Source organism: Fimbriimonadaceae bacterium (assembly GCA_019638775.1).
GTDB lineage: Bacteria > Armatimonadota > Fimbriimonadia > Fimbriimonadales > Fimbriimonadaceae > JAHBTD01.
In genome coordinates this window covers 497,185-514,202 of record JAHBTD010000002.1, presented here as the reverse complement: position 1 = coordinate 514,202, position 17,018 = coordinate 497,185, and the positions used below count along the sequence as shown (strand labels likewise).

Sequence of the window (17,018 nt, the reverse complement as noted above, 5' to 3'; positions counted from 1 at the left end):
AGGCGAAGAATCTCCCTAACTGCGTCTCTTTAACGCCAGTCCTTGAAGAGTGTGCTAATCGAAACGTTGTGGTGAATCCTTCGGATCGCTTCACCGATAAGGGGCGCTGATTCAAGAACGGTCAGCTTTGGAAACTCTTTCTCGGCAGGAATTGGAATGGTGTCCATGCAGATCAGCTCACTAATGATGCTGTCCTGCAATCGCTGCGAGGCGTTGCCGCTCAAAACCGGGTGTGTGCAACATACGACGACATCTTTTGCGCCGCGCTTCATCAAGGCTTCCGCACCCTGAACGACCGATCCGCCGGTGTCGATCATGTCGTCAATCATTACGCACTTCTTGCCTTCAACATCACCAATGATCTCGACGATGTCCACTTTGTTAGGCTCGGGACGTCTCTTTGCAATGATGGCCAAGGGGGAATGAAGCATTTCAGCAAGCGCTCGGGCTCGCGAAACACCGCCCACGTCCGGGCTGACGACGACGATATCCTGCTCTTGATAACCGTGCTCAATCATGTACTGACCGATGATCGGGCCGCAATACAGATGGTCAACTGGGATATCGAAGAAACCCTGAATCTGCTCGGCGTGCAAATCCATACAAACGATTCGATGGGCTCCTGCAACTTGGATCAGGTCGGAGATCAGACGTGCTGTGATCGGTTCGCGGGGCTTGATCTTCTTGTCCTGGCGGGCGTATCCAAAGTACGGCATAACCACCGTAATCCTGCTCGCCGATGCACGACGGAATGCGTCGAGCATGATGACAAGCTCCATGATCGTATCGTTCACGGGTGAGCAGGTTGGCTGGAGGATAAAGACGTCGTTGCCTCTCGCGCTTTCATTCACCATAACCCGCAGTTCGCCGTCACTAAAACGTGTGGATGTGATGTGCCCGAGATCGACGCTCAGGTAATCGGCGACCTTATTGGCAAGGTCGCGATGGGCGTTCCCAGAGAAAATCTTCATTCCGGAAAGTTCCGACGTGCTCAGTCCGTTTGTTTGCGCTTCCGCCATTTTTGTGCCCATTCTTCCTTCACCTCCTGCCGCGCCCGGCCTAAGCCCAGCGCGTCTGCAGGAACGTCTTCGTTGATCACACTGCCCGCGGCAATGATTGCCCCATCACCAATGGCAACGGGGGCGATAAGTGTAGAGTTTGACCCAATAAAGGCCCCCTCGCCTATGGTTGTTCGATATTTTTTATAACCATCGTAGTTGCAGGTGATCGTTCCGGCTCCAATATTGGTCTCCGAGCCAATCGTGGCATCGCCGATATAGGTCAAATGCGACACAGAAGCCCTCCCCCCAAGCTCTGCATTCTTGATCTCGACGAAATTTCCCACCTTAACGCCATCACCCAGCGATGTCCCCGGCCTGATGTTCGAGTACGGGCCAACTCGGACATCATTTCCGAGCTTGGCACGGTTCATATGGCTCATCAAGACGGTGCAGCCAACGCCAACGGTGCTGTCTTTTATCATCGTTGACGGACCGATCTCACAAGATTCACCAATAACACTCGCTCCGAGGATATGTGTCATCGGAAAGATCACAGTTTCCGCCCCTATCTGAGCGTTCGCAGAGATGTATGTGGTGTTGGGGTCCACCACGGTAACTCCGTTCAGACAATGTCTCCGGATGACTTGTTTCCGATAAGACTCTTCAGCTTCTGCCAACTGCCAACGATCGTTCACTCCAAGGAGAATCGATGGTGGGAAACTCCTCGTCTCAACCCTGCCACCAGACTCAAAAACAGCCTCAACGATGTCCGTCAGGTAGTACTCACCCTGGGCGTTTTTGTTGCTGAGCGTCGATAAGAGCCTAAACAGAATCGAAGCATTGACACAGTAAAGGCCGCTGTTGACCTCTTTGATCGCCTTGATTTTAGGATTGGCATCTTTCTCCTCAACGATCTTCGTGGCGCGATTATGAACATCGCGGACAACGCGTCCGTAACCTGAAGGATCCGGGAGATGAGCGGTTGCCATGGTAAGGTCCGCATGAGCCTCGCGATGCTCCTCGACAAGCGCTCTAAGCGTAGCCTCGTCGAGCAGAGGAGTATCGGCAGCACAAATTACCACGGGCCCTTCAAATGTGCCCAGCGCCGACTCCGCCATCAGCGCGGCGTGTCCCGTCCCGTTCTGTTCGCGTTGCCAAACATACTCAAAGCCGTCGCCGAGGGCTTCGATCATCAGATCGCCACCATGCCCGACCACTACCACCACCCGCTCAGCCCCAGCGCTTTTCAAAGTTTCACCAACAAGCTTCGCCATGGGCTGTCCACAGATTGGAAAGAGCCCTTTCGGAAGCTCGGACTTCATCCGAGTTCCCTTCCCTGCGGCGAGAACGATAGCGGCTAGCGCGTTGCTTGGCATAGATTCGGTGACCTGACCTTGACGAAAACTTAACGGTCCCTACAGTTTTATCACGATTGGCCTCTTCTTGGCTTGAAAACGCACCGGTTTGGCCCCGTCTTCGGTAAAAATCTAAAACATGGCCCTGCATCTGGTCGATCATCCGCTTGCTCAGCATCTCCTGACCTGCTTGAGAGACAAGGATACTGACCCGGCATTCTTTCGCCGGTATAGCCGGATTCTCACGACGCTGCTTGTCTTAGAGGCAACTCGTTCGCTTGACACACAGACCAAAACAATCGTCACTCCTCTCGAAAACCATATGGGCTCGCAACTATGTGGAGGCCTTGCCGCAATTCCAATCTTGCGTGCTGGGCTAAGCATGCTCGAACCAGTCGTTGATCTTTTCCCCGATGTCGCGGTTGGATATATAGGCTTGGAACGCAGCGATGCAACTGCCATCGCCCACAGCTATTACTGCAAGCTTCCTAGCCTTGCTCACAGAACGGTCCTTTGCCTCGATCCGATGCTCGCAACCGGCGGCTCCGCTTCCCAAGCCATTTCCCTCATTAAAGCCAACGGAGGCGCGAAAATCGTCATGGTTTGTGTCGTCGCAGCTCCCCAAGGGATAGAGAAACTTTCTACAGATCACCCGGAAGTTCCGATCTACTCCGCCGCACTCGACCGTGACCTGAACGACTTGAAATATATTCTTCCTGGACTCGGAGACTTTGGCGATAGACTCTACGGAACAATGTAATGCTAAACCGACGCGCTCAACTCAGTACAACGGTGCTCTGCACAATCGCAACGTTCGACTTGCTGACGACGATCATGCTCGTTATGGTGGGAATGCGCGAAGGCAATCCTCTCTTCGCCTGGCTTCTCAATTACGGATTTGTAGCCTTCGCTGTCGGAAAGCTGGTACTGCTCATCGGCCCAATCCTCATCCTTGAGTGGGTGCGGACCACCAAGCCCAAAACCGCCGAGCAAGGGACCTGGGTGGCCGTAGGGTTTTATGCATTGCTCTACGGTTGGCAAATCATCACGCTTCGCGCTGGCACAGGTCATTAAGAGTGCACATCAGTACAATCTTCGCAACTTTCGAGAAGCGTGGGAATCCTCAGCATGATATGATTCACCCAAGACGTACAGCGAGCGTCGGGAGAAGTTATGAAGAAACTGATTGGAATTCTTGTATTGTTCACGTCCGTTTTGGTCTCAGCTCAAGACCATATGATGGACATGTCACCACCCAAAGAGGTGTCGAAGCTTGACTTCATGCTAGGCAAGTGGACCGGATCCTACACCTCTTATATGGAGGGCATGGAGATGTCCATGAAGGGCACCATCGTCACCAAGAAAGCTGTAGGCGGTCGGTACGTGCAGAGCGATCACACCTACTCGGGCAAAGGTATGCCGGAGATGTCGGGGATGCATATGGCCTCCTACGATCCCGAGACCAAAGAGTATTTCGGCTATTGGTTCGATTCAACAGCTCCCGGTGCGATGGAGATGCGCGGCAACTTTATGGGCGCAACCTTGCGAATGGTCAGCAAGCCAACCGCCGTGCCCGGAATGCCCGAGCCGATCGTCATGAGAGCTTGGTACACAAAAGTGAGTGCAACCAAAATCGACTTCCTGCTGGAAATGAAAATGGGGAACGATTGGGCTCCGATGATGAAAGGAACAATGACGAAAGTCAGCAAGTAAGAACTACTCTGAGATGTGGTCAAACAAAAACAGCCCCCTCACTTGGTGAGGAGGCTGTTTTGCCATCGGGCTGACCGCAAGTCCAACGATAGAGTTTAATCTTCATCTTCAGAGGGGTTCACAGAGCCTGCGACCGCCCCAGCTGTTGTGCTCTTCGGGACGACGGCCTTCTCGTTTCTTGCGATGATCTTCACACCGCCACCGTAATAGCTTGTGCCAAGCTTCTGCTTCTCAATTTGTACGCCGTCACGAAGAAGAATTCGGTACATGACGATCTGGTGTCCAGCGCTTCCCTTTTCAATCACTTTCTCGGTTCCTGCCGGTACGGTTGCGTCATCGACGTACTTCACCCCACGGCTCCAAGATTTGTGACCTTCGCCCACAATCTTGATTTCGAGCGAATGATCCTTTTGTCCAAGGACCCTGAATGTCAACTTTCCTGGTGCATACGAGCTTGAGATCGCAATCGGATACGACAGGGTGTTCTGGAAGCGAAAGTCTTTCGTGCCCCAATCGACGGTCGCATCCCTACCAACCGGAACATAAGCCACCGGCATAGAATGGTTGGTCCGCTCAACGATCTTGAGGTTGCTAAAGAGAACCGCGTTGTAGAGTGTGGTGCTCACTTGGCAAATGCCACCCCCAATTCCAGTGTCATGCCGTCCATTTACATAGACGCCGGCGAGCTTGTATCCAGCCTTGAGCGTGCGCTGTCCAACTGTGTCGTTAAAGCTGAATGTTTCTCCCGGCATGAGGATCGTCCCGTCAAGCTTCGACGAGGCGAGTTTGAGGTTGCCACAACGAGAGACCTGGCTTGTAGGAAACTTCGTCGAGAATTCTGCCATGACCTCAGTGATCTGGGATAGCTGATCATCGGGCACCCTTTTCGGCGCCTCTTCAATCGGTAAGACGACCGCGCCGTCACCCTTGAGAGCCTCGACGACGACATCATGCAGCGCAGTTTCATTCAACTCATAGCCGCTGACTTCGGGCTCACGAGTGATGATGCCCTCTGCAAAAGTGACACGAGCTGGCCTCGGATCGCCAATAGCCTTCTGGACATATTGCGTCAGAGTCTCAAAGTCCCCGTCGATCTTTACAAACTTAACGTCAAACTCTTGCTTGGGTTCGTCGGTACTCTGGATTTTTCGTTTGAGAGAATCACCAAACGTGTCGAGTGGTAACTCGGCAACGCTCGCTTGGTCGTCAAGCTTGATCCCTAGCTTCGAGAGCCGAACATTCATCGGCTCTTTCTTCGATCCGTCGACTCGCACAGACAATTCGCGTAGCTTCTCGGTCTCCCACCAAACTCGCAGCTTCTTTGCCGCAGCCTGCTTCGACAATCCGCCAACGGCTACGATTCCGACGTACGTGTTCGGCCTAATGACCTCTTCAAACCGAAAGGCCATGACGGTTAGCGAGCCGCCAACAACGAGCACACAAACCAAAGCTCCCAATAGAAATTTTTTCATCCTTGACATCTCAAAAAACGCAATCCTTTTCGGCAACAATCCTTGAACCTATATTGTATGACCGTTGTCTACCAAAGAGTGTTGGCAAATTAGGCACTTTTATCCACTTCTTTGCAAAAACCGTGACCCTGCCGACAGGAAAGCGGTTTCGGTACACTTCACCCATGCCTAAGCTTGTTTGGTTAAACGGTGAAGTGACGCCGCTCGAAGATGCAAAGACGCATGTTTCGGACCATGCGCATCTTTACGGCGACGGGCTCTTTGAGGGAATCCGGTTCTACGGACGCAAGATTTTTAAGTTCCACGAGCACATGGAGCGCTTGTATCACGGGATTGGATATCTCGGCTATAACATGCACATCTCACGAGAGCAGCTCACAGAGATCGTGCTGGATACCTGTAAGCAGGCTGACCTTGTGGATGGCTATATCCGCCTGAATGTAACTCGGGGCTACGGACTTGGGCTCGACCCCAAAGCGGTCGAAACCCCTCCAAGTGTGATGGTGATGGTCTCCACACTCGCGCTCTACCCACGCGAACGTTACGAGACGGGCCTCACGGTAATGACCTCTCCGTTCCGGGTCATTCCACCGGACAGCCTTGATCCTCGCCTAAAATGCATCGGTCGCTATGCCTCCAACATCCTGGCAAAGCAGTATGCCAACCGCATCGGCGCGGGCGACGCGCTGCTGCTGAACCATCAGGGCCAAGTCGCAGAGGGCACAGGCAACAACATCTTCATCGCCCGAAATGGGACTGTGCATACCCCGCATCCTTCTTGTGGAATCTTGCAAGGCATCACGCGTAACTCGGTTATCGAGATGGCACGGAAAGACGGCATAACGGTCGTCGAAGATTTCCTGTCACCGATGGACTTCTATGCTGCCGACGAAGCGTTCTTTACCGGCACCGCAACCGAAGTCATGCCGATGGTGAGCCTTGATGGAAATAAGATCGGTTGTGGTAAGCCAGGACCCATCACCCAAAGGATGATGGAGCTTTTCCAGGAAGCTATTCTTGACGGAACACCGTTCTGATCCATGAGTAGATCGAAAAAACCTTTCTTGCTCACCCGTGATGGCGAGTCCGAAGCTCTGTCAGCCGACGAGTTACGGGCAAAGCATCCCGAACTGTCGCTGACAACTTCCTTGCTGGCAATGCGTCCACCAAGGCGGTTGGCAAACGTTTGTCCATCATGTGGCTGGACCTCGCAAAAGGTCGAAGAGACCGAACGCGTAGGCTGTCCACTCTGTTATGAATCCCTGGATGCGCCGATTCTGCGATCATTCCGGGCGGGTAAGTCGTCCAAAGATAGCGGGCCTGGCTCCAGTTAGGTATCGTATATAGGCTCAGGAGACTCAAAGAATGCGTGGTTGGTGCTTAGCGGCTCTATTTATCTCTTCACTTTTCGCGATTGCCAGTTGTGGCGGTGCGTCCGGCGGGTCAGGAACTCCAGACCCCATGGCTCGCTTCTTCAACGGTAGTTCCGATTCTGGGCCGCTTGATTTCTGGCTCAACGACGATAACAAAGCTCCCTCGATCTCATTTGATACCGCCACCCCCGCGTTCGAGGAAGTTAAACCCGACGAACTCGACGTAATCTTGAATTCTGCTGGAGTTCAGGATCAGCTTGATGCCCTGCTTTTCACCTTTGTGAAGGACAAGGATTACATCATCGCCGCGCTAGGGTTGGAAAACTACGGCAGTGAACCTTTGAAGCGTCTCAGGCTTGTGGTTCAGGAAGTAAACCGAAAGTTCATCAACGGCAACGTTTCACGCCTCGTCATTTTCCACGGCTATAACCGAGAAACTGGATTTGAAACCCCCGAAGTTGATTTTCAGAATCCGGGCAGCAACCCACAATTTAAGGTTTCCGAAATCGCCTTTGCAGCCGCAAAGACAGCGAACATCACGTCAGGCGTACAGAACTTTGAAGTTCGGACATCGGGTACCGAAAACATCATCGTGACGGCCACTCATAACCTTCTCCCCGGGAAGACCTATGCAGTATTCATCCTGGGACAGGAGAACGGCACCGGTGACTTCACCCCCAAAGTCACCTTTATCGAATTGGAAACCCGGCCCTAATCCTCATCATCTTCATCGAGAGATGAGATTGGACGCAGCAGCGAGATAAACCTCGCCACGAACAGGCTCAACAACGCAAGGCCAAAAAACGCCTGTAGGCTGGCTATAAGACGGAGTACACCGGTCGGCCTGAGATCTCCGTACCCAACCGTGAGCTGAGTCACCGCGCTGAGATATAGGGAAGAAAGCGTGTCCTTGCTCGCCCAGGGCGGACCGATGAGATTCCTGTTGATTTGGTAAACGATCGCAAAAGCAAAAATGAGTTCTAAGTAGTTGATGAAGCCCAAGATGATGCTTCTCACTGTGGAGCTGATCTTGTATTCGGATGTGTAATGCGTCTTGTATGGGTCGAAGAGGACGATCCGCCCCGCCGTACACACGATGTCCACAATCCGCCAGACGGCATACCAAAGCGCTATCTGCGAAAAGGTCGATCCTGCTGGATGAGTCTCGACCCACCATGTGCAGGCCCCAGTTGCCACAAGCAGTGTAAACACCATGGCGTCTGTCATCGCCGGCTTGAGAACATTGTCTGGCATTCCGAGGGCTCGACCAAGGCCCATAAAACCACGTTTCAGCAGCAAGCTTGGGTATGTTGCCGCCGTTAGGACATGCCCAATTGCAGGAGTTATCCACCCCCGCTGAGAAAGTTTAATCTCGGTATACGGCTTCCAGCCCATCGCCGCCGCTATTCTAACCCACTCTTGCCTCACCTAAACGGCCCGAGTGTGGAAAACCCAAGTTCATTCAGATTCGGATTCCTGGTAAATTAACCCGAGCGGTGGGGGGACCCTCATAGCTCACAACTCTAAAGCTCGTGCGTCACGAAAAATGCAATTTTGCCTGAATCGCTAGGCGCCCGCATCTTTTCGAAAGACGCACTCGTCCATTCCATGCAAGAGAACGCAAGTCGAGACACGATAGCCGAAAGGCGCTGGTTAGCGGCCTTGGCCAAGGGTGATCCCACGGCCTTGGGGGCTCTATACGAAGTGTATGGAGATCGAATTTTTCGCTACACCTATCGCATGTTGGGGAATCGTACCGACGCGGAGGATGCAACGGCGGAGACTTTCTTGAGAGTGCTCAAGAAGTCAAATGAACTGCGCGCTGATGGCGCTTTTCGGACCTGGTTGTTTCGCATAGCGAGAAATCTGTGCATTGACCGGCTAAGACAGCACAAGCTGATCGAACTGCCGAACGATGCGCACGATTCAGGCTCTGAAGATCGCGCAACGCTCAGGATCACCGTTCATCAAGCTCTTGCCGAGCTCCCTGTGGAGTACCGAGAACCCTTGGTCCTCTGCGATCTCGAAGATATGCCTGCGCGAGAAGCTGCTGACCTTTTGGATATCAGCGTTCCTGCGTTAAAATCAAGGCTATACCGAGGAAGAAGGGCGCTCAAGGATAAACTCGGAGGAGCATTGGAGAAATTAAGATGAGCACAGAGTTCTATCGCAAACTGGTGGATCTCTACGCTGGTGACGAGCTTCCGGAAGAGTTGGAGGCTGAGCTTTTCAAAGCCGCAGCCGAAGACCCGGAGCTAAGAGCAGAAATGAAAGCCATGAAAAGAACGGTTGACCTTCTGCACAATGAACCAGCGCCAGAGATGACTGAAGAGTCGTACCAGCGCATCCTGATCAAACTCTACACCCGAGGTGTAGACGTTCAACCGAAGTCCCCCACCCCGGAGTACTTACAGTACTATCTCCCGATACAGGGGTAAACGATGAGTATGAAGCTCGATTGTCCACGTCGTGAACTATCAGAGGCCCTGAGCCTCACCAGTGCGGCCACTAGGTCGAATTCGCCGACTATGATTCTCCAGAACCTCAAACTTGAGGCTCATGACGGAGGGTTACGCGTTCTTGGATGCGATGGCGAGATGTGGATCGAGCGCGAGTTGGCTTGCATGGTCCACACTCCCGGAGCCGCTTGTGTGCAAGCGCGCCTGCTGAGCGATCTGGTCAGTTCCCTACCAGATGGCGACGTACAGCTTTCCATCCTGGACCATCACGGAATGCTCCTTCAGCAAGGTGCGTCCGAATACCGTGTGCTCACCCAAGACGCCGTAGATTATCCGGAACCCCCGGCCTATGGTGGCGACGGTGAATTGACCATGAACATGGGCACCCTAAGGGCCGCGATCGAGTCTGTAGACTTTGCCGTATCCGCCGATCAGCACCGCCCCATCCTAACCGGAGTTCAGTTTATCTACGACGGTTCTACGCTGACCCTTGTCGCGACCGACACCCACCGACTCGCTGTAAAACGTCTGGAGCAGCCTGGTATTGGATCAAACCTCACCTGCGTTGTCCCCGACAGGGCGTTGAAAGCGATCCGGAGCCTCCCGATTGCCGATGAGGACAACATCACCATTCGTTTTGGAGATGGCAGGCTCGGCATCGACGCAGGCGGTTCAAAAGTCGTCGCTCAGCTCCTCGCCGGAGCTTATCCAGCATGGGAGCGTGTCGTCCCTTCCGAGATCACCAGAACATGGCAGTGCGAAGTCGATCAGCTTAAAGATCGCGTCCGTCGATGTTTGATCTTGGCCCGTGATAGCGCCAACCGAGTGAAGTTCAAAGGCGACGGTACTCACATCCTTATCTCTGCACGGAGCGAGGAGAAAGGTGAAGCCAAGGAAGAGGTCGAAATGATCGCCACAAATGGCGATCTGGAGATCGCATTCAACGGCAAGTACATCCTTGACGCTCTTGACCATGTGCCGGGTCCCGGCGTGAAGATCGAAATGATTGAAAACTCCCGGCCCGCCGTGATTCGCACTACCGATGGCGACGACGGCTACTTCTGCGTCGTCATGCCAATGGCGCTCGGATAAGACATACAAGCTCAACGAAACACCGAAGGATCAAAGTGTCCCTCGGTGTTTTGTTATTTACCGGTCAAGAATTGGCTCAGTTGTCACTCTTCTAGCGGCAAACTTTGTAAACCTGTTCTATACTGAAAATGTCGCTATGGGCAAGGTTGACTCCAAGCAGAAGTTGAAGCTCCCCGCGGCACTCCGCGAGGAAGACCGTCTCGTCAAAGCATTGTCAGATGAGACGATGCCCTTGATTGTGAATCTTCTTGGTCAAAAGTGGGCTCTCCACATCCTCTACTCCTTGCAAAATGGCCCTTGTCGATACAACGGTCTGTGCCGAGAATTCGGCATCAATCCCGCGACCCTCAGCGAACGTTTAGGGGAGCTACTCAAGTACGGCATTGCAATCCGAACCGTGCTCGAACCTGGGCCACCACCCGTCGTTCAATACACACTCACACCTAAGGGACACGAACTCGCTAAGATATTCGAGTACCTGGACGCTTGGACCCACTCTACAGACTTCAAAAAACAAAAATAGCGACTTTTAATAGGCATAGCGCCTTACTTTTGGATTTCTGACGTTCCCTTCTCCCCCTTGCATCATCTAAACTCTCCGGCTCTGCCTCCTCGGGATGGGAAAGGAGCAAGAACAATGAAAGAGATCGAAAACGTACCGGTATGGGGAGACCCCATTGACGAAAAAGCGGTGAAGCAGATTCAGACCTGTGTTCGCGGCGCGTTCGCCGGTGCCCTCATGGCAGACCATCACGTTGGCTATTCCATGCCGATTGGTGGAGTCGTGGCGTATTGGGATCAGATCAGCCCATCCGGAGTTGGATATGACATCGCATGCGGCAATAAGGCCGTTAGGTTGGATATCCCCGCCAAGGAGGTCGTCTCCAATATCTCTCGAATCATGGACGATATCTTTAGTCAGATCTCGTTCGGAGTTGGGCGGTGCAACGACGAAAAGGTGGATCACGAACTCTTTGATGATAGGGCCTGGAAACTGCCAATGATCCGTCAGCACAAGCAGATGGCTTCGAACCAGCTTGGGACTGTCGGAAGTGGAAACCACTACGTCGACCTTTTTGTCGACGAGGAGGATCACATTTGGTGCGGAGTCCACTTCGGCTCGCGTGGAATCGGACACAAGATCGCGTCTTTCTTCACCGAAGCAGGCGGCGGAGCCGACGGTATGTTCGTCGAGCCCGTCATTCTGCATGAAAAGTCCGCGTTAGGAGAGGACTACCTCGAAGGAATGCGACTTGCAGGGCGCTATGCCTATGCAGGACGCGACTGGGTTTGCGACAAGGTCGCCAAAATTCTCGGCGCGAAGGTCGTAGAGGAGGTTCATAACCACCACAACTTCGCCTGGAAGGAAACTCATGACGGTCAGGAGGTCTGGGTTGTCCGCAAGGGAGCGACCCCGGCGTTCCCGGGGCAGAAGGGCTTCGTTGGTGGGTCGATGGGCGACATCTCGGTGATCCTCGAAGGCGTGGAAAGCGAGGAGTCTAAGAAGGCTCTGTACTCGACTGTCCATGGAGCGGGGCGCGTTATGTCGCGCACCAAGGCAGCCGGAAGGTTGAAGAAAGGTGTCCGCCAAGGCGGCGAGGTCACACGCGAAATGATGCACGAATGGGTTGAGAAGCAGGGCGTCGAACTAAGGGGTGCAGGCACAGACGAGTCGCCGCACTGCTACAAGCGACTGCCTGACGTGCTCAAGCATCACGCGCCAACGGTGAAGATTCTGCACACCCTGCGCCCAATCGGCGTAGCTATGGCGGGTGCAAACGAGTTCGATCCGTATAAGGATTGATCTTGGAACGTCGTCAAGGGGTTGGCAGGTGGTTATTAGGTAGCTTTCAGGTTGTAATTGAGGCGACTCATGACAACCTGTCGGCTACTTGTCAACAATCTGCCAACGTCCTAAGATCACCCGGTTGCACGATGTCGCAGCGGAACGGCAGGCAATTCCAGACTCTCTTGGCCAGATGAAGTCACTTTGAGAAGCCGGTCCAGAATCACCTTCACCGCTCCCGCGACCGGAAAAGCGAGCAACATGCCAATGATGCCGAATAACGCACCACCGCTGAATGTCACGAACATGCTGACAAGTGGATTCAAACCCACAGAGCGTCCGACCATCCTTGGATAAATCAACATGTCGAACCCGCGATCAAAGACCAGATAAACCGCAAAGCTGACCATCGCCAAAGTCCACGACGAACTGAACTCAATTCCATAGAGCGTCGTGTTTCCACTCAAACCAATGGTCAAGATCATGATGATCGACGAGATGATTGGCCCGATGTAGGGGATCAGATAGATGGCCCCGAAGAGAATGCCAAGCAGTATCCCGTACGGAACTTGTAGGATGGTGAGAATGATCGCCATCATCACCATGTACAGAGAAATGGAGATGGTAACACCCCGGAGGTAGTTGGTAAACACGCTGCCGATGTCTTGCAGCAGTTCCACTGTCTCTGCGCGAATAGAAGGCGGGATCCACATTGCGCTTCGGCGCTTGAAGCGATCCATGTCCGCGAGCATAAAATACGCGAGCAGAGGCGTAAAGATGAGCAGGAATAGCTGCGATCCGAGACGCCCAATAACCCCAAGAATGCCAGTAAAGAACCACTCAAAGCCCTTGGCGATCTCTTGCTGTTGAGGCTCGATGTAGCGGTCGTAAAGCTCCTGCCGAGTGTGGGGCAAACCCAGTGTGGTGAGAATCGGCTCGACCTGTGTGAGCAGTTGATCGGTAAGACTTTGCCTTGTCTTGTTCTCCGCAATCACGGCTGGGTTCCACTTCACATAGAAGTTTAAGCTCGGGTCTTCCGTGGTTAACTGATGGCTTATCGCCTCAACCTGCGTACTAAAATTGGAAAGCTGCCCACCAATAACCGGGGCCAGATAGAACCCGACGACACCCAATATCCCGAAGAAGATCAGGAACGGCGTCATAATCGCCTTCCCTTTCGACCAACCCCTCATCCTGAGCTTTTTGATCGATGGATCGAGTAGGGAGGCAATAATAAAAGCCAAGATGAATGGCAGGAGAACCATCCGCACCATGTAAAGAAAGGTGACGGTTATGATGACAAGCGCTATCCAAAGCGCGATTCTCCACCAGCCCATCTTGGCTGTATCTTACCTATGCGCCCATTTCTTCGACGAGCTCTTTGGCATTTCTTTTTGCTCTTTGCTCAGAAATCCACTCTTCAGTCTTCCCTTTGAGCTCCTTAAGCTTGCTGGAAAGCTCCTCACGGGTCTCAGATCCCGCCTTTGGCGCAAACAGCATTCCCGCAGCAACTCCAATCAAAGCACCGACCCCTACGCCGGCAAGAAGGTAAAGCATCGCATTTTTTTCTTCAGATTCACTCATAGTTTTTTCTCCTTCGAAAGGTTTGTTCTATTTTACGCCTTTCTGCCCCTTCCGTCACGGTAAATCAGCGGGGCGAGTCTGAAACAGGTCCTTCTCTTCAGTATCGGTAGTCCCTCTCGGCTTGCCTCACCGGTAATCACATCAGAAAAACTCGCACGTTGAATAGTTCGCGGCGCAAAAACCTTGAAACTATCGGATATGATTCTGTAAGAAGCCATGCGTCTAATTCATTTACTCCTCGCCACATCTCCTCTCGCCGTCGCTGCGCTTGCTTATCAGGTGCAGAATGCCCAAGTTTCTGCTCATACCGAAGTTCTGCAAAAGGCCCCATCTGTGATGCTCACAGTAACGGCTCAAAAACTCGGAGGAGCGCCCGATGAATACACGCTCTCTTTCTCAAAGCCGAACCTCCTAAAGCTTGAATCCAGTTCGCGCACATTGGTCAGCGATGGCACGATGGTGTGGGATTACGACAAGAAAGCAAAGACGTACACCGAAGATGCAGCCTCACCCGGGGTTCTAAAAACTCTCTTGTCTGCCGACAACCTTTGGATTTGGTCTGCCTTCTTCGATGCGGATTTTGCAAAGAGCATCTCCTCTGCCAAAGCTGGAGCGAGCCGAAATCTGAAAGGCAATATGGTCAAGGAGCTCACTCTGACCCTTGCCAAGGACCAGCGCAAAGAGATCACATTCTATATTGACGAGAAGCTCAAAGTCGCCCGAGGAGCGATCATCAAGGCCAACGACACCGAGATGATCTACAACGCGATCAAGCTTGAATTGGGCACTGCACCACTGCCCGCTGGCGATTTCACCTTCACCGCACCCACTGGCGCTACCAAACTTGATAAAGCTGCCGCAGCAGCAAATGGCTTGAAGTATGCCGATGTAAGCAGCTTCTTCTCGACAAACTGCGGCCCTTGCCACACGCAAAACATGAGTGGGGGTCTTCGTCTCAGTTCGTATCAAAGCATCATGCGAGGCGGACAACACGGCGCCATCATTGTTCCTGGCGACTCCAAGAATAGCAACCTTTTCAAGTACCTCCGTGCTCAGGGAAGACCCCAAATGCCCCCAGGAGGCATGGTCTCAGATGAGAACATCGCTAAGCTTGAACAATGGGTCGATGCAGGCGCGAAAGAATAGCCGCTATTGAGATCATCAGCCGTTAGGTGCATTCAATTGCATCTAACGGCGATCTGCTCAGCCAGACAGGTAACTCCGAATGGCCCGCGTCCATACCCTTGGCACTGTCCGCGCAAGGCGCAACGCCTCCTTATGGAGTTCCATCGCCTCGTCGTGCTTGTCCAGTTGATCCAAGAACTTGCCCATCGTCGATGCCGCAATCCCAATATCCATCTCAATAAGCCTGCGATAGTAGTTACGTCGAGTCTTGCCAAGCTTCTTGTACAGCACATCCCATCTCGGCAGAATGTGATCTTTCAGTAAGTACCGCTGCGCTTCGTGAAACTTATAGCCCGCATTCGCCAAGGACTCGCTCCGTACCGAATAGCGCACCAACTTCTCAGGCATATGAACAAAGTTGCCCTGCGGACCCAAGATCAGCCACCCGTACCAGTCTGAACAACGCACGGTCTCCGGGATAAAGTTGCCTGCCCTGAGCATCGCCTCACGTTCAAACACAGCCGAACTCGCAATCACCCAGTTCGTCGGCAGTATGTGGTCAAGAACGTGCTCGATCTGAGGAATGATCTTGTCCCGTGGCACGATCTTGCCATTGTCGTAGTGAAACCAACAGTCGGTATGACAGAGCACTGAATTCGTAGCCTCAATAGCTTCGACCTGCTTCTCTATCTTCTTTGGCTCCCAGAAGTCGTCGTGGTCCAAAAAAGCGATGAAGTCACCCCTCGCCTCTTCGACCAGCACTTTGCGACCAGCGCCCAGTCCTGCATTCTCTTGACGGATGACACGGCATCCAAGCCCCTCCGCAATCTCGCCAGACCCGTCTGTTGACCCGTCGTCAACAACAAGGATCTCTTCAATCGGAAAGCTCTGGTCAATCGCCGTTTGTAGCGCATCGGCAAGCGTAGCCGCGCCGTTATAAACCGCAAGGCAAACGCTAACTGAAGGCATAAATGCAGGATACCGCTCGTCAACCCAGCCAACCGTCGATCCGTCCCGGTACAATGCTCGCCAGCAACGATGCTGGCCCGCACTCTCATTCTTAAAACCGCCGCCCTTGGGCCGGTCGAAAAACTTGTTCGCAAGTCTTTTCTATTCAGACCCCTTGTTCGCCGCTTCATCGCTGGGGATACCGTTCAAGACGGGCTAGTCGTCGCTGATGAGTTAATCAAACAAGGCTTCCGAATCTCGCTGGACTACCTCGGCGAGAACACAACTACAGTCGAAGAATCACGCGCCGCTGTCGATGCCTATATGACCATGCTCGGTGAAATCGCCGAAAGCAACTGCACGCGCCCCGTCGAGCGACGAGCAATCTACGCGTCTCAAGGTTCGGAAAAGCCTGTCGAAACCTGCAACGTCTCAATCAAACTGACGCAGTGTGGGCTCGACCAGGGCGATGGATTCGCCGAAAAGAACTTCCGCGAACTGCTTGATCTCGCCAAATCTCTCGACAACTTTGTCCGAATCGACATGGAAGGCTCCGATTACACCGAGCGGACCATCAAAATCCTCGAAAACGTCTTCCCATCCTTCCCAAACACAGGCACCGTTCTTCAGTCTTATCTCCACCGCACACCCAACGACATCCAAAAGATGATCGACCTCCAGATGCGCACGCGAATCGTAAAAGGCGCCTATCTTGAACCTGAGAAAGTTGCGATTCAAGACAAGAAACTGGTTGATAGGGCATATGTCGAAGCAGCCCAACGGCTCATGCTCGAAGGCAACTTCCCCGCTATCGCCACCCATGACGCAAAGATTGTCGATGAGTTAAACGCCTTTGTGGCCGAAAAACGGATCGACAAGAGCCGCTTTGAATATCAGATGCTGTTCGGAATCCGGCGAGACCTCCAACAGCGGCTTAACAACGAGGGTTACAACGTTCGTGTCTATTTGCCCTTGGGCGATAGCTGGTACCCCTACTTCACCCGGCGGCTTGCCGAGCGCCCCGCAAACGCCTTTTTTATCCTCAAGTCGCTGTTCCACAGATAGAGGTTCCCTGGTCCGCGCCCGAGAACTATACAGAGGTACCATAAA

Annotated in this window: 20 protein-coding genes; 13 read left to right on the top strand and 7 right to left on the bottom strand. The window is 53.1% G+C overall.

Annotation, left to right across the window (positions count from 1 at the left end; genetic code table 11):
* Positions 1 to 29 precede the first annotated feature (29 nt).
* Both KF784_08590 and glmU read right to left on the bottom strand, forming a co-directional pair.
* On the bottom strand, positions 30 to 1,019 hold the full coding sequence (locus KF784_08590) for a ribose-phosphate pyrophosphokinase (protein ID MBX3119108.1): 990 nt from the start codon (positions 1,017 to 1,019) through the stop codon (positions 30 to 32).
* The gene (gene glmU, locus KF784_08585) at positions 992 to 2,377 is read right to left on the bottom strand and encodes a bifunctional UDP-N-acetylglucosamine diphosphorylase/glucosamine-1-phosphate N-acetyltransferase GlmU (protein MBX3119107.1); all 1,386 of its coding nucleotides are present in this window, start codon (positions 2,375 to 2,377) and stop codon (positions 992 to 994) included. Before glmU ends, KF784_08590 begins: the two co-directional genes overlap by 28 nt.
* A gap of 118 nt (positions 2,378 to 2,495) precedes the next feature.
* Here glmU and upp point away from each other — a divergent pair, with 118 nt between their 5' ends.
* The 3 genes from upp to KF784_08570 all read left to right on the top strand — a co-directional run bounded on the left by upp (position 2,496) and on the right by KF784_08570 (position 4,069).
* Positions 2,496 to 3,116: a uracil phosphoribosyltransferase gene (gene upp / locus KF784_08580; protein ID MBX3119106.1), complete on the top strand. Its 621-nt coding sequence runs from the start codon at positions 2,496 to 2,498 to the stop codon at positions 3,114 to 3,116.
* The gene (locus tag KF784_08575) at positions 3,116 to 3,430 is read left to right on the top strand and encodes a hypothetical protein (protein ID MBX3119105.1); all 315 of its coding nucleotides are present in this window, start codon (positions 3,116 to 3,118) and stop codon (positions 3,428 to 3,430) included. The genes upp and KF784_08575 overlap by 1 nt, the downstream gene beginning before the upstream one ends.
* A 99-nt stretch (positions 3,431 to 3,529) precedes the next feature.
* The gene (locus KF784_08570; protein ID MBX3119104.1) at positions 3,530 to 4,069 is read left to right on the top strand and encodes a DUF1579 family protein; all 540 of its coding nucleotides are present in this window, start codon (positions 3,530 to 3,532) and stop codon (positions 4,067 to 4,069) included.
* A gap of 95 nt (positions 4,070 to 4,164) precedes the next feature.
* Here the strand turns inward: KF784_08570 and KF784_08565 are convergent, their stop codons facing one another.
* On the bottom strand, positions 4,165 to 5,541 hold the full coding sequence (locus KF784_08565) for a VanW family protein (protein ID MBX3119103.1): 1,377 nt from the start codon (positions 5,539 to 5,541) through the stop codon (positions 4,165 to 4,167).
* 164 nt (positions 5,542 to 5,705) lie between these two features.
* Between KF784_08565 and ilvE the strand changes: the two genes are divergently transcribed.
* From ilvE to KF784_08550, 3 genes are all read left to right on the top strand, one after another.
* Positions 5,706 to 6,578, top strand: coding sequence for a branched-chain-amino-acid transaminase (gene ilvE, locus KF784_08560; GenBank protein MBX3119102.1), 873 nt, complete (start codon positions 5,706 to 5,708; stop codon positions 6,576 to 6,578).
* A 3-nt stretch (positions 6,579 to 6,581) separates the two neighbouring features.
* On the top strand, positions 6,582 to 6,875 hold the full coding sequence (locus KF784_08555; GenBank protein MBX3119101.1) for a hypothetical protein: 294 nt from the start codon (positions 6,582 to 6,584) through the stop codon (positions 6,873 to 6,875).
* A 127-nt stretch (positions 6,876 to 7,002) separates the two neighbouring features.
* Positions 7,003 to 7,629, top strand: a complete 627-nt coding sequence (locus KF784_08550; GenBank protein MBX3119100.1) for a DUF4397 domain-containing protein — start codon at positions 7,003 to 7,005, stop codon at positions 7,627 to 7,629.
* On the opposite strand, the gene KF784_08545 is transcribed toward KF784_08550, so the two are convergent.
* Complete coding sequence (locus KF784_08545) at positions 7,626 to 8,309, bottom strand: two pore domain potassium channel family protein (protein ID MBX3119099.1); 684 nt, start codon at positions 8,307 to 8,309, stop codon at positions 7,626 to 7,628. The genes KF784_08550 and KF784_08545 overlap by 4 nt on opposite strands.
* Before the next feature lie 213 nt (positions 8,310 to 8,522).
* Here KF784_08545 and KF784_08540 point away from each other — a divergent pair, with 213 nt between their 5' ends.
* From KF784_08540 to KF784_08520, 5 genes are all read left to right on the top strand, one after another.
* Entirely contained in the window at positions 8,523 to 9,068 is a 546-nt protein-coding gene (locus tag KF784_08540; protein MBX3119098.1) for a sigma-70 family RNA polymerase sigma factor, read from the top strand.
* Positions 9,065 to 9,352 carry a hypothetical protein gene (locus tag KF784_08535; GenBank protein MBX3119097.1) on the top strand — a complete coding sequence of 96 codons (288 nt, stop codon included), beginning with the start codon at positions 9,065 to 9,067 and terminating at the stop codon, positions 9,350 to 9,352. The genes KF784_08540 and KF784_08535 overlap by 4 nt, the downstream gene beginning before the upstream one ends.
* A gap of 3 nt (positions 9,353 to 9,355) precedes the next feature.
* On the top strand, positions 9,356 to 10,465 hold the full coding sequence (gene dnaN / locus KF784_08530) for a DNA polymerase III subunit beta (GenBank protein MBX3119096.1): 1,110 nt from the start codon (positions 9,356 to 9,358) through the stop codon (positions 10,463 to 10,465).
* Positions 10,466 to 10,601: 136 nt separating this feature from the next.
* The gene (locus KF784_08525) at positions 10,602 to 10,988 is read left to right on the top strand and encodes a helix-turn-helix transcriptional regulator (protein MBX3119095.1); all 387 of its coding nucleotides are present in this window, start codon (positions 10,602 to 10,604) and stop codon (positions 10,986 to 10,988) included.
* 114 nt (positions 10,989 to 11,102) lie between these two features.
* On the top strand, positions 11,103 to 12,269 hold the full coding sequence (locus tag KF784_08520; GenBank protein ID MBX3119094.1) for an RtcB family protein: 1,167 nt from the start codon (positions 11,103 to 11,105) through the stop codon (positions 12,267 to 12,269).
* A gap of 116 nt (positions 12,270 to 12,385) precedes the next feature.
* Here the strand turns inward: KF784_08520 and KF784_08515 are convergent, their stop codons facing one another.
* Complete coding sequence (locus tag KF784_08515; protein MBX3119093.1) at positions 12,386 to 13,588, bottom strand: AI-2E family transporter; 1,203 nt, start codon at positions 13,586 to 13,588, stop codon at positions 12,386 to 12,388.
* A 16-nt stretch (positions 13,589 to 13,604) separates the two neighbouring features.
* On the bottom strand, positions 13,605 to 13,835 hold the full coding sequence (locus KF784_08510; protein MBX3119092.1) for a YtxH domain-containing protein: 231 nt from the start codon (positions 13,833 to 13,835) through the stop codon (positions 13,605 to 13,607).
* Between the two features lie 216 nt (positions 13,836 to 14,051).
* On the opposite strand from KF784_08510, the gene KF784_08505 reads away from it, so the two are divergent.
* Positions 14,052 to 14,981 (top strand): hypothetical protein, encoded by a 930-nt coding sequence (locus tag KF784_08505; protein MBX3119091.1) that lies wholly within the window; start codon positions 14,052 to 14,054, stop codon positions 14,979 to 14,981.
* Between the two features lie 57 nt (positions 14,982 to 15,038).
* Here KF784_08505 and KF784_08500 read toward each other — a convergent pair whose 3' ends face one another.
* Entirely contained in the window at positions 15,039 to 15,929 is an 891-nt protein-coding gene (locus tag KF784_08500; GenBank protein MBX3119090.1) for a glycosyltransferase family 2 protein, read from the bottom strand.
* A 69-nt stretch (positions 15,930 to 15,998) separates the two neighbouring features.
* Here KF784_08500 and KF784_08495 point away from each other — a divergent pair, with 69 nt between their 5' ends.
* On the top strand, positions 15,999 to 16,973 hold the full coding sequence (locus KF784_08495; protein ID MBX3119089.1) for a proline dehydrogenase family protein: 975 nt from the start codon (positions 15,999 to 16,001) through the stop codon (positions 16,971 to 16,973).
* Positions 16,974 to 17,018 lie beyond the last annotated feature (45 nt).

Excerpts from the sequence above, each read along its gene's own strand:
- KF784_08565 (MBX3119103.1), bottom strand. The coding sequence starts at position 5,541 with ATGAAAAAATTTCTATTGGGAGCTTTGGTTTGTGTGCTCGTTGTTGGC.
- KF784_08525 (MBX3119095.1), top strand. The coding sequence starts at position 10,602 with ATGGGCAAGGTTGACTCCAAGCAGAAGTTGAAGCTCCCCGCGGCACTC.
- dnaN (MBX3119096.1), top strand. The coding sequence starts at position 9,356 with ATGAGTATGAAGCTCGATTGTCCACGTCGTGAACTATCAGAGGCCCTG.
- KF784_08495 (MBX3119089.1), top strand. The coding sequence starts at position 15,999 with ATGCTGGCCCGCACTCTCATTCTTAAAACCGCCGCCCTTGGGCCGGTC.
- KF784_08545 (MBX3119099.1), bottom strand. The coding sequence starts at position 8,309 with ATGGGCTGGAAGCCGTATACCGAGATTAAACTTTCTCAGCGGGGGTGG.
- upp (MBX3119106.1), top strand. The coding sequence starts at position 2,496 with ATGGCCCTGCATCTGGTCGATCATCCGCTTGCTCAGCATCTCCTGACC.
- ilvE (MBX3119102.1), top strand. The coding sequence starts at position 5,706 with ATGCCTAAGCTTGTTTGGTTAAACGGTGAAGTGACGCCGCTCGAAGAT.
- KF784_08500 (MBX3119090.1), bottom strand. The coding sequence starts at position 15,929 with ATGCCTTCAGTTAGCGTTTGCCTTGCGGTTTATAACGGCGCGGCTACG.
- KF784_08575 (MBX3119105.1), top strand. The coding sequence starts at position 3,116 with ATGCTAAACCGACGCGCTCAACTCAGTACAACGGTGCTCTGCACAATC.
- KF784_08570 (MBX3119104.1), top strand. The coding sequence starts at position 3,530 with ATGAAGAAACTGATTGGAATTCTTGTATTGTTCACGTCCGTTTTGGTC.
- KF784_08520 (MBX3119094.1), top strand. The coding sequence starts at position 11,103 with ATGAAAGAGATCGAAAACGTACCGGTATGGGGAGACCCCATTGACGAA.
- KF784_08550 (MBX3119100.1), top strand. The coding sequence starts at position 7,003 with ATGGCTCGCTTCTTCAACGGTAGTTCCGATTCTGGGCCGCTTGATTTC.
- glmU (MBX3119107.1), bottom strand. The coding sequence starts at position 2,377 with ATGCCAAGCAACGCGCTAGCCGCTATCGTTCTCGCCGCAGGGAAGGGA.
- KF784_08505 (MBX3119091.1), top strand. The coding sequence starts at position 14,052 with ATGCGTCTAATTCATTTACTCCTCGCCACATCTCCTCTCGCCGTCGCT.
- KF784_08510 (MBX3119092.1), bottom strand. The coding sequence starts at position 13,835 with ATGAGTGAATCTGAAGAAAAAAATGCGATGCTTTACCTTCTTGCCGGC.
- KF784_08540 (MBX3119098.1), top strand. The coding sequence starts at position 8,523 with ATGCAAGAGAACGCAAGTCGAGACACGATAGCCGAAAGGCGCTGGTTA.
- KF784_08590 (MBX3119108.1), bottom strand. The coding sequence starts at position 1,019 with ATGGCGGAAGCGCAAACAAACGGACTGAGCACGTCGGAACTTTCCGGA.
- KF784_08515 (MBX3119093.1), bottom strand. The coding sequence starts at position 13,588 with ATGGGCTGGTGGAGAATCGCGCTTTGGATAGCGCTTGTCATCATAACC.
- KF784_08535 (MBX3119097.1), top strand. The coding sequence starts at position 9,065 with ATGAGCACAGAGTTCTATCGCAAACTGGTGGATCTCTACGCTGGTGAC.
- KF784_08555 (MBX3119101.1), top strand. The coding sequence starts at position 6,582 with ATGAGTAGATCGAAAAAACCTTTCTTGCTCACCCGTGATGGCGAGTCC.